This is a genomic window from Pseudomonas fragi (assembly GCF_025426255.1).
GTDB classification, from domain to species: Bacteria; Pseudomonadota; Gammaproteobacteria; order Pseudomonadales; family Pseudomonadaceae; genus Aquipseudomonas; species Aquipseudomonas kulmbachensis.
Genome location: NZ_CP104861.1, coordinates 3,815,130 through 3,829,407 on the forward strand (window position 1 = coordinate 3,815,130; position 14,278 = coordinate 3,829,407).

A 14,278-nucleotide genomic window follows, 5' to 3' on the forward strand; every position below is an offset into this window, starting at 1 on the left:
GCAGTCCTCGAAAAAGTTTAATCACAAGGCTAGATCCTCAGGTGTGAATGTCATCTTGAATGATCGATAAGGATTAAAATCGCTGGGCTTCATACCCTGCATTTCCGTTAAACGGCCAATATTTTTGACCGCTGCCACAGCCGAGCTATCGAACGGTCCATCACCACTGGACTTGGCAACCGTCACAGACGTTACCGTGCCATCTGGCAACATGCCAATTTGCAGCACCACTGTCATATTTTTGCGCGCCGACGGCGGACGAGCCCACCCTTCTGCTGCACGAGCACGAATCAGGTCATCAAAACTACCGGCGACCTCATCACCTTGCTCATCCGCCAAGGCTTGCTGGCGTTGCGGCGTATCGGAAAGCAAATCAGCCAAGGCTTGCGCCTTTTTCTCTTCGGTCGATTTACGTGCTGCTTCTACAGCCTTTTTCTTGGCTGCATCGGCCGCGGCCTTTTTCTTCGCATCTTCGGCAGTTTTCTTCTTTGCCTCGTCTGCTACGGCCTTCTTCTTGGCGTCTTCAGCTGCTTTTTTCTTCGCATCTTCAGCCGCTTTTTTCTTGGCGTCTTCTGCGGCCTTTTTCTTGGCCTCTTCTTCCGCAGCCTTCTTGGCCTCTTCCTCGGATTTTTTCTTGGCTATGTCTGCCAGTTTTTTCTCTTCGGCTTTTTTAGCGTCTGTAGCCTTTTTGGCATCCTCGGCTTTCTTGGCGTCATCAGACTTCTTCGCCTCGTCTGCCTTTTTGGCCTCGCTCGCCTTGGCTTCGTCAGCCTTCTTGGCTTCTGCAGCCTTTTCGGCAGCCTCTTCCTTCTTTTGTTCCGCGGCTTTTACAGCTTCCTGCTCAACCTTCTTTTGTTCCATCTGCTCGACTTCGGTCTGACGAGCGGCGGATTTCTTCGCCTCACCCGCAATCTTTTGATTGGTTTGGGTGGTTGCCTGACTTTTTGACTTCAGCTGATACAAGGTCGCCTGAACAATCGGCTTAGAAGGCGGCAGGTCCGGAGTCATGGCAAAGCTGGCGAACAGCATGCCAAAAATCAAAACGTGCAGCCCTACCGCCCAAACTGTAGGCCAAAAAAAGTTTTCAGAGGCGGACGGCTCCCGCTGTTCGCGCATCAGGGAGCCTCGGTTATCAAGCCAACGTTACCGACCCCGGCCTTCTGTAGGCCACCCATAGCACCCATTACCGCACCGTAATCCACGGTTTTGTCACCGCGAATAAAGACCTGGGTGTGTTTGCCGCCCTCATTGCCTGCGCGAATGATTTTAGTCACCGCGTCAGTCATCTGAGGCAAGGTCATTGCCTTGTCCATCTGCTTGTCGGTATCAACTTCACTGCCAAGGTTCCAGAAGTAGGTCTTGTCAGCCTTGATCGAAATAGTCAGAACCTGAGTGTTGTTGTCTTGCGGCAAGGCCTCGCTGGAGACCTTGGGCAAATCAACCTTCACACCCTGGTTGAGCATCGGAGCGGTCACCATGAAGATGACCAGCAGCACCAACATCACATCGATGTAGGGCACTACGTTCATCTCGGCAACCGGCTTGCGCTTTTTGCGAGCTCGAGCGATTAAAGCCATTGGAAATTACCTGCTTATTCTTCGCTGGTGTGCACTTTGCGGTGCAGGATCGCCTGGAATTCATCGGCGAAGGTGTAGTAGCGGCTGATCAAGGTTTCGCTACGCGCAGCAAAACGGTTGTAGGCAATTACCGCAGGGATAGCAGCAAACAAGCCAATGGCCGTTGCAACCAACGCCTCGGCAATACCTGGCGCCACTGTCGCAAGCGTTGCCTGCTGAGCAGTTGCCAAGCCACGGAAGGAGTTCATGATGCCCCATACCGTACCAAACAGACCGATATACGGGCTCACAGAACCCACAGTGGCAAGGAACGGCAAGCTTTGTTCAAGCTTTTCTTCTTCACGGGAGATGGCTACGCGCATGGCACGTGCAACACCTTCCATTACCGCTTCAGGATCGACGCCCGGCTGCTGACGCAGACGCGAGAACTCTTTGAAACCGGCACGGAAGATTTGTTCAACGCCGGAGTCCGGGTCCGGATTGCTACCCGCCTGACGATACAGCTTCGACAGGTCGATACCCGACCAGAAACGCTCTTCAAAGCTTTCCAGGGCACGTCGACCGGCGCGCAGCATGGTGCTGCGCTGAAAAATCATGACCCACGAGGTAACCGATGCGGCCAGTAGGATCAACATTACCAACTGCACAACAATGCTGGCATTGCTGACCAAGCTCCACATGGAGGAATGGTCGACGACGTTAGCTTCCACGCTTTATCTCCTGCTCTAAATGTTTACCCGCGCCGCTCACGTCGGCAAAGGCCGTACGTAAAGCTTCGGGAATGGCTCGGGGTTTGAAACTATCGGCGCGCACACAGGCCACCAAAAAATGCCCTTCACAGAGCAGCGTTGCATCTGCAGCCCGCCAAACCTGCTGCTTGAAACGCAGACTGGCACGGTTCAGTTCTATTACTTGCGCACTTACCAACAGTTCATCGTCCAGTCGCGCCGGTGCGTGGTAACGCGCCTCGCTGGAATGCACGACAAATAACAGGTTCTCACCCACCAGCTCGGATTGGGCAAAGCCCATCTCCCGTAGCCTTTCGGTTCGAGCCCGCTCCATAAACTTTAGATAATTTACGTAATACACGACGCCACCCGCATCGGTGTCCTCGTAATAAACGCGACAGCGATGTACGAACGGCTCAAGCCTGTTTTGCGCGCGCATACTCTAGTGCTTACTCCTCAGGTTGCCAATCCGCCAAGCCACTGTTTTTTTGCGCTTCTTGGGCTTTATGACCCAAGATTTTCAGCGCCAGTCCTTGAGACAGCAAAAACCTTAAAAAAATCGGCCGCAAACGGCTTATTAATCGTCCAGGGCATTCAGAAATTCGTCTACTACAGGCATCTCACCCAAACGCGACGGAATGTTCAAACCGAAGTGTAGATACGCATGGCGAGTCACAACACGACCACGCGGGGTGCGCATGATGTAACCCTGCTGGATCAGATAGGGCTCCAGTACATCTTCGATTGTATGACGCTCTTCACTGATTGCCGCGGCCAAGCTGTCTACACCCACCGGCCCACCATCGAACTTCTCGATCATAGTCAACAGCAAGCGCCGGTCTTGATGATCAAAACCATGTTCATCGACATCCAGCAGATTCAACGCCAGGTCAGCCACCGGCTTGGTGATATGACCCTGGGCCCGCACTTCGGCAAAATCCCGTACGCGGCGCAACAGACGGTTGGCTATGCGCGGTGTGCCGCGAGCCCGACGGGCAATCTCGTAAGCACCCTCAGGATCAAGCGGCAAGCCGAAGATACCGGCCGAGCGGCTGACAATCGTCGCCAGATCGTCGGTGCTGTAGAACTCCAGGCGTTGCACAATCCCGAAACGATCGCGCAGCGGGTTGGTCAGCATCCCGGCACGGGTCGTCGCCCCCACCAGAGTGAATGGCGGCAAGTCGAGCTTGATGGAGCGCGCAGCTGGCCCTTCACCAATCATGATGTCGAGCTGAAAATCCTCCATTGCCGGGTACAACACTTCTTCGACAATGGGCGACAAACGATGGATTTCATCAATAAACAGCACATCGTGCGGCTCAAGATTGGTCAGCAAGGCGGCCAGATCCCCCGGACGCTCCAATACGGGGCCCGAGGTGCTTTTGATCGACACCCCCATTTCCTGGGCAATGATATGGGCCAGCGTGGTTTTACCAAGCCCGGGCGGACCAAAAATCAGCGTGTGATCCAACGACTCCGAGCGCCCGCGTGCGGCCTGGATAAACAGCTCCATCTGCTCACGCACGGTTGGCTGGCCTATATAGTCAGCCAGACTCAAAGGGCGAATCGCTCGATCCTGAACTTCTTCTCGATCTCGCCCGCTTGAGGCGGTTATCAGACGATCAGCTTCAATCACTTAAATCATTCCCTTCAGGGCGCGGCGAATCATATCTTCACTGCTCAACGTTTTATCCTTGATAGCGGAAACCGCCTTGCTCGCCTCTTGAGGCTTATAACCCAAGGAGATCAAGGCACTGACTGCATCACTTTCTGCGCTGGCCACTTGCACCGGCGCATCAGGCTGATTAGGCACCAGGGCGAACATGCTTGGTACTTGCTCCCACGCCTTGAAGCGATCTTTCAACTCAACCAGCAAGCGCTCGGCGGTCTTTTTGCCCACCCCCGGCACCTTGGTCAAGGCCGAGGTGTCCTGCGCCTGCACACAGCGAACAAGTTCATCAACCTCCAGGCTGGACATCAATGCCAGGGCCAGCTTGGGACCAACGCCATTGAGCCGGATCAGCTCACGGAAGAAGTCGCGCTCGCGCTTGCCAATGAAACCATAGAGCAACTGCGCGTCCTCGCGAACCACCAAGTGGGTATGCAAGGTCAGCGGCTCGCCGATAGACGGCAACCGATAAAGCGTAGTCATCGGCACTTCCAGCTCATAGCCCAGGCCGTTTACATCAAGAATCAGGTGCGGCGGCTGTTTTTCAGCCAGAGTGCCGCGCAAGCGTCCAATCACGTTTCAGATCCTTTTCTCTGGCCAGATCAATGGCTGACAAGTAGAACGACAGAACCGCATCATTACAGATGAAGCCCTGCCAGCAAGCTTAATTACAGATAAAAAGCGCGTCTCAGAGCCGCAAACGCCCGCCACGACTACGCGCAGCACCCAAACCATGCGGCAACAGGCTGGAGCGCGTGTGCGCATGGCACAAGGCAATCGCCAAGGCATCCGACGCATCGATTTGCGGCTTGGAGGTCAGCTTGAGCAGGTGCATGACCATCATCATCACTTGCTCCTTGTTGGCACCACCAGTGCCTGCCACGGCCTGCTTGACCTGAGTTGCCGAATATTCGGCGATCTCCAGGTTTTCTTCGGCCCCGGCCACAATCGCTGCACCTCTGGCCTGCCCGAGCTTGAGCGCCGAGTCGGCATTGCGCGCCATAAAGACTTTTTCGATGCCCATGGTGACAGGACCGTACGTCTGAATAACCTCACGCACCCCGCGATAAACAATCTGCAACCGCTCATGCAGTTCGCCGCTACCCGTGCGAATACACCCAGATGCTACATACACACAGCCACGCCCAGTGTCCCGCACTACGCCATAACCGGTGATTCGCGAACCAGGATCGATACCAAGAATAAGAGTCATAACGCCTACAGCTTATGAAGTGACGCCCACCGGCATTTACCCGGACAGCTTAAAGGCAGAAGCCGGAGGTGCACAGCGCCGCGATCATCGCGACGGAGCACCTCCGGCCTCTTGATTGACGCAACCTGTATGTCAGGCTAGCTGCTCCAGGACGGCGTCAGGGATTTCAGCGTTGGAATATACGTTCTGTACGTCATCCAGGTCTTCAAGCATATCGATCAGCTTGAGCACCTTTTCCGCACCTTCCAGATCCAGTTCGGCGCTGGTGGTTGGCAGCATGACGATTTCGGCATCAGCCGGAGCAAACCCTGCTGCCTCCAGTGCATTGCGAACCGCATAAAAGCTGGAGAACGAAGTAAACACGTCAATGGAGCCGTCTTCATTGGTCACCACATCGTCGGCGTCAGCCTCCATTGCAGCTTCGATCAAGGCATCTTCATCAACGCCGGCAGCATAGGATATCTGACCCTTGCGCTCGAACAGATACGCCACAGAACCGTCAGTCCCCAGGTTACCGCCGCACTTGCTGAACGCATGACGTACAGCCGCTGCGGTGCGGTTGCGATTATCGGTCATGCACTCAACCATCACAGCAACACCGCCAGGGCCGTAACCTTCGTAGCTCAACTCGACCATATCGTCGGTATCAGCCGCGCCAGCACCCCGGGCGACCGCACGATCGATGATGTCACGGCTCATGTTCGCACCAAGGGCCTTGTCCAGCGCCAGACGCAGACGCGGGTTAGAACCCGGCTCAGCACCGCCTTGACGGGCAGCAACGGTCAGCTCACGTATCCACTTGGTGAAAATCTTGCCTTTTTTGGCATCCTGACGCTCTTTGCGGTGCTTGATGTTCGCCCACTTAGAATGACCTGCCATAACGTACTCCGAATCCCTTTATAAAACCTTGCCCGGCCTCGCCTGTGACGTGACCCGACAATAAAAATTCTTGCCCCAAATGACAAAGGCGCATCCGGAGATGCGCCTTTGAGGGACCGCTTTACTCAGCCTTAGGCTGTTCGCGCAAACGAATGTGCAACTCGCTCAGCGCTTTGTTATCAACCACACCCGGGGCCTGAGTCATGACGCAGGCAGCACTCTGGGTTTTCGGGAAGGCAATCACTTCACGAATCGACTGGGCACCGGTCATCAGCATCACCAGACGGTCTAGACCGAACGCCAAACCACCGTGGGGTGGTGCGCCGTATTTCAGTGCGTCCAGCAGGAAGCCAAATTTCTCTTCCTGTTCAGCTTCATTGATACCCAACAGGCGGAAGACCGCTTGTTGCATTTCCTTGCGGTGGATACGGATCGAACCGCCACCCAACTCAGTACCGTTGAGCACCATGTCGTAGGCACGGGACAGCGCGGTAGCCGGGTTGGCCTCGAGCTCCTGCGGCGAACACTTGGGTGCCGTGAACGGGTGATGCAAGGCGCTGAAGCTGCCGTCTGCGTTCTCTTCGAACATAGGGAAGTCAACAACCCACATCGGTGCCCACTCGCACGTCAGCAGGTTCAGATCGTTACCAACCTTGATACGCAGAGCGCCCAAGGCTTCGCTAACGATCTTGGCCTTGTCGGCACCAAAGAACACGATGTCGCCATCAACCGCACCAACGCGATCCAGGATCACATTGAGGTTGGCTTCAGGGATGTTCTTGACGATCGGCGATTGCAGACCCTCAACACCTTTGGCGCGTTCGTTGACCTTGATGTACGCCAGGCCGCGGGCACCGTAGATGCCGACAAACTTGGTGTAATCGTCGATCTGCTTGCGCGGCATGCTCGCGCCGCCGGGAACGCGCAGGGCAGCGATACGGCACTTAGGATCGTTGGCCGGACCGCTGAACACCTTGAATTCCACATCCTTGAGCTGATCGGCAACATCAACCAGTTCCAGCGGGTTACGCAGGTCAGGCTTGTCGGAACCGAAACGGCGCATGGCCTCTTCCCAGGTCATGTGCGGGAACTCACCGAATTCCAGACCCAGCACTTCCTTGAACAGGTTGCGGATCATCTCTTCAGTCAGGCCCATGATCTCGGCTTCGTTCATGAAGCTGGTTTCGATGTCGATCTGAGTGAACTCAGGCTGACGGTCGGCACGCAGGTCTTCGTCACGGAAGCACTTGGCGATCTGGTAGTAACGGTCAAAACCGGCAACCATCAACAACTGCTTGAACAGCTGTGGCGATTGCGGCAAGGCAAAGAAAGAACCGGCATGGGTACGGCTTGGCACCAGATAGTCCCGCGCGCCTTCTGGCGTGGCACGGGTCAGGATTGGTGTTTCAACGTCCAGGAAACCGTTTTCGTCCAGGAAACGACGAATGCTGGTGGTCATGCGCGAACGCAGACGCAGCTTCTCGAGCATTTCTGGACGACGCAGGTCGATAAAGCGATAGCGCAGACGGGTTTCTTCACCAACGTCGGAGAACTCGTTGAGCGGGAACGGCGGGGTTTCCGCTTCGTTCAGCACTTCAAGCTCGTAACCCAGCACTTCGATCATGCCCGACGCCATGTTGGCGTTGCCAGCACCGGCCGGACGCAGGCGCACCTTACCGGTGACCTTGACTACATACTCACTGCGCACACGGTCGGCAGCAGCGAAAGTCTCGGCGCGATCCGGGTCAAACACCACCTGGGCCAGACCATCACGATCACGGATATCGAGGAAAATCACCCCACCGTGGTCACGGCGACGGTGGACCCATCCGCAAAGGGTAATTTCCTGGCCTTCCAGGCTTTCGTTCAGTTGGCCGCAATAATGGCTGCGCATCATGGTAGTGGTTTCACTTCTCGTAATTCGAAATTCGGTGGAGGTCTTGCGCACCGTCGGTGCTGGTAACCATGCAAGAGCCCGCTTGTGTTCTGACTGCTTTCGCTCGACCTCAGTCGGATTTATCGCCGCCGGCCAGATTCTTTTTCGAGCCTGTCTTGAAGTCTGTTTCATACCAGCCTGTGCCACTAAGGCGAAAGCCTGGCATGGACAGCATTTTCTTCAGCTCAGGGGCCTGACAGGCTGGACAATCAACCAGCGGTGAGGCACTGATCTTTTGAATGGCTTCCAGCTGATGACCACAGGAAGCACATTGATAATCGTACATGGGCATTGGCGTGTCTCGACAATCCGTTAGCGGCGACCCTTAAAGAGGGCCACGCAGCAAAGCGCGAGATTATATCTGGTAAATCGAGCCATTGCAGCCGCATGAACAGCCAGAAACCCCTAAATGCATCATAAATATTGAACGATTACAAGCCGTCGAGCACCCTCCCCCAGCTGAACGCGTGGCTTCACCCGGTAACCACCTGCCTGGATGCTACCTCCCGAGAATCACTGCCCATTTTCAACAGATGCATCACGCAGACAACCCGAATGAGCCCGCTGAAGTTTTTTACCCCCCCATGACGCAAGTGCACTTCTCGATCGATGTAAAACAGCAACGTGTTTATTGAACAGCTATTTATACGCGAAATATCAGACAGCACTTCCCAGTACACCTCTTCAAGCCGTAAACAGGTGGCAAAACCATTTAACCTGACCGACCGGGAAAGTGGCCGGGCCAAGGTCATGCCAAAATCAAGAATTACAGGATCAACTTTAACTTTATGCAGCAGCCTGCTCCCTGAGTTTTCGTGTCGAATCAATCGATCCATAGCTAAAGCACTCCATCGCACATTACTGGAATTAATTAATATTGTTTGTAGAACACCACCCCATAAAACAATATGTAAGAATTCTTATCCAGCGGACCAGACCCTCATGCCTGTAGGAGCGCTCTCGCTGCGAGAGGTGAAAACAGGCGCAACCGAGAGCTGTGCCAGCGCTAGGGAAAATAGGTAGACGAGAGTGAGCGAGAGCCACCAAAAAATCAGAAAACGTATCGCACATAAAGCTATAAAACACCCAACACTTCACACGACAGCCTTACGACGCAACTATCAAAAAAAACATGAACAATAACAATTAAACACAATTAAATACCGCACACGCTTTACCCCGTTAATTTCACCCCCAAGCAAGTTATCCACCATCAGCATAACGAAATACTTTCTCCTTTTAATAATCGCTAAAAGTACACACCTCAGACGGCATGCATGTAGCCATACTCATACCGCGCATATCTTCAAGCCGAAAAAAAAACACATAAATTCACATTCTGCGCCCCTCGGCACAACGACGCCGATAACTGCTGGCTTATCAAGCCTACGAGCGACACTGCACCCGCTCCGAATAGAAAGTAGACTACATGTGTCTAGGACAAGGCTTTCGCAACAAACAGATATGACCTAGACCTCAGCGAGCCGTGTCACTCACAGATGTTTCAATACGCTTAATTTGAGTAGGCCCCAGCTTTGCTGTTAAATAGGCAGCGTGTCGCCCTCTTTTAGCCTCTGGCGAGGGTGCACAGGCTGATGATCACACGTGTCCAGCGCCTCCATTTTTTTCTGAAGCGAACCGTGCTCAGCCAGTTCTTCCTTGCGATCCATCTTAATGTGAGTCAATTGAAATGTTGAAAATCGTCCACCTGCTAACGGGTGCAGCGGCTTTGCTGCTGTCCTTTATTCCCAGCCTGCAATCCGAAGCTATACCTTACCTCCAACATCCTGATGCTCTTTACTTGGCTTTTTTTGGCCTGCTGAACCTGACTCTGGCTCCAGTAATTCCTTTTTGGAATAAAGGCCCGCGTCACCAACTGCAAAATCTGGTCAGCGCCCTGTTGGTGCTTTCCGTTGTCCTGCAAACACTGACCTTGTTCGGCCTCCTGCTGCCGATTGGCGACCAGCCTGCAGTACTGCTCGGCCTTACTCCTGCAGTAATTGCCGTAGCGCTTCACCTGGCTGTCAGCTTCTACAAATCATCACCGTCCTCGTCCTCGCAAAGCTATGACATGACCAACCGCGATACAGGGACTGTAAAATGGTTCAACACCTCAAAGGGTTTCGGCTTTATTTCCCGAGATTCCGGCGATGATATTTTTGTTCACTTTCGCGCCATTCGTGGCGAAGGCCACCGCGTACTGGTGGAAGGGCAACGCGTCGAGTTCTCGGTCATGAACCGCGACAAAGGCCTGCAAGCTGAAGATGTGATCGCAGCACTGCCGCGCCGCTGATTCAAACCTGAAAAAAAACCGCGACCAGCCCTGCTGGATCGCGGTTTTTTTTGCCTGTACAAAAGGCTTAATAGTGCGGAGGCGGAGCTTCCTCTTCAAACGACTCAAACTGCCCGCCCATTTCTTCCTGGCGCTTGAGCAAGGCAGCCATCTGCATTTGCAAGCGATCTACCGCGTTTTGCTGCGCTACCAGCACATCGTTCAATGCCTGGATAGTGTCATCCTGAAAAGCCAAGCGGCTCTCAAGGTCCATTACTCGCGCTTCAAGCGTCACAATCAACCCTCCGAAAAAGTGAACCCAACGTCAAAAGCCGACGCCAGCCGATCTCGGACCGCGCCCACATCAGCCTGCGTATAAGGCTTGGCAGGATGCTTGCCCCACACCGGCCCAGGCCAGGCCACATCAGCCTGATAACGAACAATCACATGCATGTGCAACTGGCTGACAACATTCCCCAGCGTCGCGACATTCATTTTGTCCGCCCCGAACACCTCTTTAAGCACTCGCGCCAAAGCGGTGGTCTCAGCCCACATCACTCGCTGGTCATCGTCACCCAATTGAAACAATTCGGTTATACCCTCGCGACGCGGCACCAAAATGAACCAGGGGTAATTCGAATCATTGGAAAGCAGCAAGCGGCACAAGGGGAAATCCCCTATCAGCCAAGTATCCTCTTGAAGGCGTGTATCCAAAGCGAACACTGGGAGCTCTCCTGTTTAACCGTTTATTTCAGCTGGATTGGCCGTGCGATGAGACTCACCGACAACCAAGCGACAAAGGTTAAGGATACCCTTGATTACTCCGCGCATCACGCCAACAAGCACCTGCACGCCCCTGAAATGCCGCAATGCACGCTCATTCAACAGCGCTCAAACATTTGTGCACCAAAACTGCACAATGCGAATGCTTTTAGTGCGCTAAAACGTCACCTACCACCCCAACAGGTGGTAACCGGTAACGCTTTGAGCTTAGCGGTTGAGCAAGGCGCTCTCCTTGCAACGAAAAACAATACCTCAATGACTGTCTTATCGCCGTTTGACCCAAGCAGCATCAGGCCTCACAGCCTGATCCGAGAGAAAAATATTTATTTTTTACCCCTCAGGCCAATTTGAGCATGCTTGTTGCATGGAGCTTGGCATAGTCACCAGGCTTCAGCCGGAGCGCAGCAGCCTGACGATAAATAACAAAAGTTGCACCGTAGGAATTAGGAGTTTTTATTGTAGGCCTCATGTATTTACACATGTGCCAACGCTGAAAACAGCAGTACAAACATGCTGAAAAACGGCTCAACGCTACGCGCTTGCGACATGTAGAGTGCAATTTGCGACATAGCTGTAACGATGCTGAAAGCTTTTGAGAGCAAGTATCGCCAACATTGCCGGCGTGATATAAGTTTGCGCCGACACAAAAAGAAAGAGCCGCCCAGATAATAAATTCAGGTGGGACGGCAGTACTCTTCCTAAAAACCAAAGGAGCAAATCACGATGCGCGTGATGAAGTGGAGCATAATCGCCCTGGCTGTTTCAGCCGGTACTACCCAGTTCGCAATGGCCTCGTCCCAGGACGATGCTAAAGGTTTCGTTGAAGACAGCTCGCTGACTTCCAAAACTCGCATGCTGTACATGAACCGTGACTTCCGTAACGGCGCTGGCAACATTGCCAAGCCAGGTGGCGGCTTTAAAAGTGGCTATCGCGAAGACTGGGGCCTGAGCGAACTGCTGAACTACCAATCGGGCTTCACTCAAGGCACCATCGGTGTCGGCGTTGATGCTTTCGCCATGGGTACAGCACGTCTGGACGGCGGCGCCGGTCGTCAAGGCAACGGTCTGTTCGCAACCAAAAGCGACGGTTCTCCGGAAGATACCCAATCGAAAATCGGCGGCGCTGTTAAATTCCGCCTCTCCGACACAGTGCTGAAATACGGTAACCAATTCGTAGCCAGCCCGGTTTTCTCCACCGACGATAGCCGTCTGCTGCCAGAGGTTGCCACCGGCACCTTGCTCACCAGCAAGGAAATCAAAGGCCTGGAACTGACCGCAGGTCGCTTCACCGCATTGAGTTCGCAGACCGGTATGGCGCGTGACAGCATCAACGGTCCTGGCCAGAAAGGCCTGACAGCTGCCAACATTGCTGGCGCGACCTATCAGTTCACTGACAATTTTGTCGGCGGCGTAGCTGCTTCCGATGTTGATGACTACTTCAAGAAGCAGTACATCAACCTGAACTACACCCTGCCTATCGCAGATACTCAAGCCCTGAACTTCGACTTCAACGGCTACAGAACTGCTAGCCAAGGTCAGGAACGAGCTGGCGACGTTGACAACAAAATCTGGAGCTTGGCAGCAGCCTATAGCCTCGGCGCTCACAAGTTCACCATCGCTCACCAGCGCTCCACCGGTGACAGCGCTTATTACTACGGCGTAGACGGCGGCGGCACCATTTTCCTTGCCAACTCCGTACAGTACTCCGACTTTAACCAACGTGACGAACGTTCCTGGCAGGGTCGCTACGACCTGAACATGGCCAGCTACGGCGTTCCTGGCCTGAGCTTCATGGCTCGCTACGTTAAAGGCGATAACATCTCCACGACTGATGGCGAAGGCAAAGAACACGAGTTCGACTTCGAAACCAAGTACGTACTGCAGGAAGGCCCGGCCAAAGACCTGTCTTTCCGTCTGCGTAGCGCTATCTACCGCACCACCAGCAACAACGGCAACGATGTAAACGATCTTCGCCTGATTGCTGAGTACCCACTGAACATCTTGTAATCATGGCCTTCGGGCAGTCATTACAAGCACTTGTTTAGCGAAAGCCACGCTCCTGTCTAAGGGCGTGGCTTTTTATTTGCGGATATAAAAGCCGATATATAGCAAGCTAACTAACAACATTAAACGCAAGTAGTTATCACTTAACGACGTTGGTCCAACTTTGCACCTGCAGCTGTCCACCTCAAGGTACAAAAACAATTAAAGGGGCATTCGCCCCTTTAATGTTTGTTCACACCCACCCTTTTTAACGGGTACAGGCACGACCTTATTGCGCTGCCACTTCCTGGACCACACGAATTACACGGTGCGGAAACGGAATATCAACACCTTCTGCCTTCAAACGATCACGCGAATGCTCGTTGAACATAAACAGAACATCCCAGTAATCCGGGGTGTTAACCCAAACACGCAGCGACATGGTAATCGCGCTTTCGCCCAAGGTCGTGACCACAACCACTGGAGCCGGCTCTTTCAGTACCCGAGAATCATCAGCCAGCCTCAGCAATACTTCACGCACCTTCTGCAGATCAGCTTCGTAATCCACACCAACATCAAACACTACCTTGCGCGTCGGCTGACGGTTGTAGTTGGTGATGATGCCGTTAGACAGATTGCCATTTGGCACGATGACGGTTTTATTGTCGCCAGTGCGCAGCACGGTGTGAAAAATCTGAATGCTATCGACGGTTCCGCTTACGCTTTGCGCTTCGATCCAGTCACCGATCTTGAACGGACGGAACAACAGAATCAGTACCCCGCCAGCAAAGTTGGCCAAGCTGCCCTGCAACGCCAGACCAATGGCCAGACCTGCCGCACCAATCGCCGCAACGAATGACGTGGTCTGGATCCCGATCATTGATGCGACACTGACAACCAGCAAGATCTTGAGAATGATATTGGCCAGGCTGCTGATAAAACCTTGCAGAGCCAAATCAGCCTTTCTCAACGCCAGCAATTGCCCGATCTTGGTCGTCAGGCGGTTGATCAACCACCAGCCCACCGCTAGCGTAACCAGTGCCAGCAACACACGGCTGCCGTATTCCATGATCATCGGGATCCAGGCCTGTGAGGCCTTGACCAATTGATCAACTTCAGCGTTCAAATCCATTTACATCTCCTCGCGCCCATACCCGGCAACGTTATTTATTCAACAAAACGATAGAGCAGCCTCGGCTGCTCTATCGTTTCTGCAGCGCTCAGGAAAGTCGGACGTC

At 53.7% G+C, this 14,278-nt stretch carries 17 protein-coding genes; 3 read left to right on the top strand and 14 right to left on the bottom strand.

Annotation, left to right across the window (positions count from 1 at the left end; translation table 11 throughout):
* Positions 1 to 21: 21 nt before the first annotated feature.
* From tolA to N7D90_RS17740, 11 genes are all read right to left on the bottom strand, one after another.
* Positions 22 to 1,116 (bottom strand): cell envelope integrity protein TolA, encoded by a 1,095-nt coding sequence (gene tolA / locus N7D90_RS17690; protein WP_261739217.1) that lies wholly within the window; start codon positions 1,114 to 1,116, stop codon positions 22 to 24.
* Positions 1,116 to 1,568, bottom strand: coding sequence for a protein TolR (tolR, locus tag N7D90_RS17695; RefSeq protein WP_162200692.1), 453 nt, complete (start codon positions 1,566 to 1,568; stop codon positions 1,116 to 1,118). Before tolR ends, tolA begins: the two co-directional genes overlap by 1 nt.
* A gap of 23 nt (positions 1,569 to 1,591) precedes the next feature.
* Entirely contained in the window at positions 1,592 to 2,287 is a 696-nt protein-coding gene (gene tolQ / locus N7D90_RS17700) for a protein TolQ (RefSeq protein ID WP_060694291.1), read from the bottom strand.
* Positions 2,277 to 2,744 carry a tol-pal system-associated acyl-CoA thioesterase gene (ybgC, locus tag N7D90_RS17705; RefSeq protein WP_261739218.1) on the bottom strand — a complete coding sequence of 156 codons (468 nt, stop codon included), beginning with the start codon at positions 2,742 to 2,744 and terminating at the stop codon, positions 2,277 to 2,279. The genes tolQ and ybgC overlap by 11 nt, the downstream gene beginning before the upstream one ends.
* Before the next feature lie 138 nt (positions 2,745 to 2,882).
* Positions 2,883 to 3,941 carry a Holliday junction branch migration DNA helicase RuvB gene (ruvB, locus tag N7D90_RS17710; RefSeq protein ID WP_261739219.1) on the bottom strand — a complete coding sequence of 353 codons (1,059 nt, stop codon included), beginning with the start codon at positions 3,939 to 3,941 and terminating at the stop codon, positions 2,883 to 2,885.
* Positions 3,942 to 4,550, bottom strand: a complete 609-nt coding sequence (gene ruvA / locus N7D90_RS17715; RefSeq protein WP_019823258.1) for a Holliday junction branch migration protein RuvA — start codon at positions 4,548 to 4,550, stop codon at positions 3,942 to 3,944. It lies immediately after the preceding gene.
* 112 nt (positions 4,551 to 4,662) lie between these two features.
* Positions 4,663 to 5,187 carry a crossover junction endodeoxyribonuclease RuvC gene (gene ruvC / locus N7D90_RS17720; protein ID WP_029611572.1) on the bottom strand — a complete coding sequence of 175 codons (525 nt, stop codon included), beginning with the start codon at positions 5,185 to 5,187 and terminating at the stop codon, positions 4,663 to 4,665.
* Between the two features lie 132 nt (positions 5,188 to 5,319).
* On the bottom strand, positions 5,320 to 6,066 hold the full coding sequence (locus tag N7D90_RS17725) for a YebC/PmpR family DNA-binding transcriptional regulator (protein ID WP_261739220.1): 747 nt from the start codon (positions 6,064 to 6,066) through the stop codon (positions 5,320 to 5,322).
* A gap of 121 nt (positions 6,067 to 6,187) precedes the next feature.
* Entirely contained in the window at positions 6,188 to 7,963 is a 1,776-nt protein-coding gene (gene aspS / locus N7D90_RS17730; protein WP_261739221.1) for an aspartate--tRNA ligase, read from the bottom strand.
* 109 nt (positions 7,964 to 8,072) lie between these two features.
* Positions 8,073 to 8,294 carry an FmdB family zinc ribbon protein gene (locus N7D90_RS17735; protein WP_019823263.1) on the bottom strand — a complete coding sequence of 74 codons (222 nt, stop codon included), beginning with the start codon at positions 8,292 to 8,294 and terminating at the stop codon, positions 8,073 to 8,075.
* Positions 8,295 to 8,475: 181 nt separating this feature from the next.
* A complete protein-coding gene (locus tag N7D90_RS17740) occupies positions 8,476 to 8,838 on the bottom strand; it encodes a ribbon-helix-helix domain-containing protein (RefSeq protein WP_261739222.1) in 363 nt (120 codons plus the stop codon).
* 854 nt (positions 8,839 to 9,692) lie between these two features.
* Here N7D90_RS17740 and N7D90_RS24655 point away from each other — a divergent pair.
* Positions 9,693 to 10,295, top strand: a complete 603-nt coding sequence (locus tag N7D90_RS24655) for a cold-shock protein (protein ID WP_315968122.1) — start codon at positions 9,693 to 9,695, stop codon at positions 10,293 to 10,295.
* Between the two features lie 67 nt (positions 10,296 to 10,362).
* Here the strand turns inward: N7D90_RS24655 and N7D90_RS17750 are convergent, their stop codons facing one another.
* Together N7D90_RS17750 and N7D90_RS17755 are read right to left on the bottom strand one after the other, a co-directional pair.
* The gene (locus tag N7D90_RS17750; protein WP_029611570.1) at positions 10,363 to 10,569 is read right to left on the bottom strand and encodes a SlyX family protein; all 207 of its coding nucleotides are present in this window, start codon (positions 10,567 to 10,569) and stop codon (positions 10,363 to 10,365) included.
* Positions 10,570 to 10,571: 2 nt separating this feature from the next.
* A complete protein-coding gene (locus N7D90_RS17755) occupies positions 10,572 to 10,997 on the bottom strand; it encodes an HIT family protein (RefSeq protein WP_261739223.1) in 426 nt (141 codons plus the stop codon).
* A 48-nt stretch (positions 10,998 to 11,045) separates the two neighbouring features.
* On the opposite strand from N7D90_RS17755, the gene N7D90_RS17760 reads away from it, so the two are divergent.
* Together N7D90_RS17760 and N7D90_RS17765 are read left to right on the top strand one after the other, a co-directional pair.
* Positions 11,046 to 11,408, top strand: coding sequence for a hypothetical protein (locus tag N7D90_RS17760; RefSeq protein WP_261739224.1), 363 nt, complete (start codon positions 11,046 to 11,048; stop codon positions 11,406 to 11,408).
* A 372-nt stretch (positions 11,409 to 11,780) separates the two neighbouring features.
* Positions 11,781 to 13,064 (top strand): OprD family porin, encoded by a 1,284-nt coding sequence (locus tag N7D90_RS17765; RefSeq protein WP_261739225.1) that lies wholly within the window; start codon positions 11,781 to 11,783, stop codon positions 13,062 to 13,064.
* A 265-nt stretch (positions 13,065 to 13,329) separates the two neighbouring features.
* Here N7D90_RS17765 and N7D90_RS17770 read toward each other — a convergent pair whose 3' ends face one another.
* The gene (locus tag N7D90_RS17770; protein WP_261739226.1) at positions 13,330 to 14,172 is read right to left on the bottom strand and encodes a mechanosensitive ion channel family protein; all 843 of its coding nucleotides are present in this window, start codon (positions 14,170 to 14,172) and stop codon (positions 13,330 to 13,332) included.
* Positions 14,173 to 14,278: the final 106 nt, after the last annotated feature.

Excerpts from the sequence above, each read along its gene's own strand:
- tolA (WP_261739217.1), bottom strand. The coding sequence starts at position 1,116 with ATGCGCGAACAGCGGGAGCCGTCCGCCTCTGAAAACTTTTTTTGGCCT.
- ybgC (WP_261739218.1), bottom strand. The coding sequence starts at position 2,744 with ATGCGCGCGCAAAACAGGCTTGAGCCGTTCGTACATCGCTGTCGCGTT.
- ruvC (WP_029611572.1), bottom strand. The coding sequence starts at position 5,187 with ATGACTCTTATTCTTGGTATCGATCCTGGTTCGCGAATCACCGGTTAT.
- N7D90_RS17725 (WP_261739220.1), bottom strand. The coding sequence starts at position 6,066 with ATGGCAGGTCATTCTAAGTGGGCGAACATCAAGCACCGCAAAGAGCGT.
- aspS (WP_261739221.1), bottom strand. The coding sequence starts at position 7,963 with ATGATGCGCAGCCATTATTGCGGCCAACTGAACGAAAGCCTGGAAGGC.
- N7D90_RS17735 (WP_019823263.1), bottom strand. The coding sequence starts at position 8,294 with ATGCCCATGTACGATTATCAATGTGCTTCCTGTGGTCATCAGCTGGAA.
- N7D90_RS17740 (WP_261739222.1), bottom strand. The coding sequence starts at position 8,838 with ATGGATCGATTGATTCGACACGAAAACTCAGGGAGCAGGCTGCTGCAT.
- N7D90_RS24655 (WP_315968122.1), top strand. The coding sequence starts at position 9,693 with ATGTTGAAAATCGTCCACCTGCTAACGGGTGCAGCGGCTTTGCTGCTG.
- N7D90_RS17760 (WP_261739224.1), top strand. The coding sequence starts at position 11,046 with ATGAGACTCACCGACAACCAAGCGACAAAGGTTAAGGATACCCTTGAT.
- N7D90_RS17765 (WP_261739225.1), top strand. The coding sequence starts at position 11,781 with ATGCGCGTGATGAAGTGGAGCATAATCGCCCTGGCTGTTTCAGCCGGT.
- N7D90_RS17770 (WP_261739226.1), bottom strand. The coding sequence starts at position 14,172 with ATGGATTTGAACGCTGAAGTTGATCAATTGGTCAAGGCCTCACAGGCC.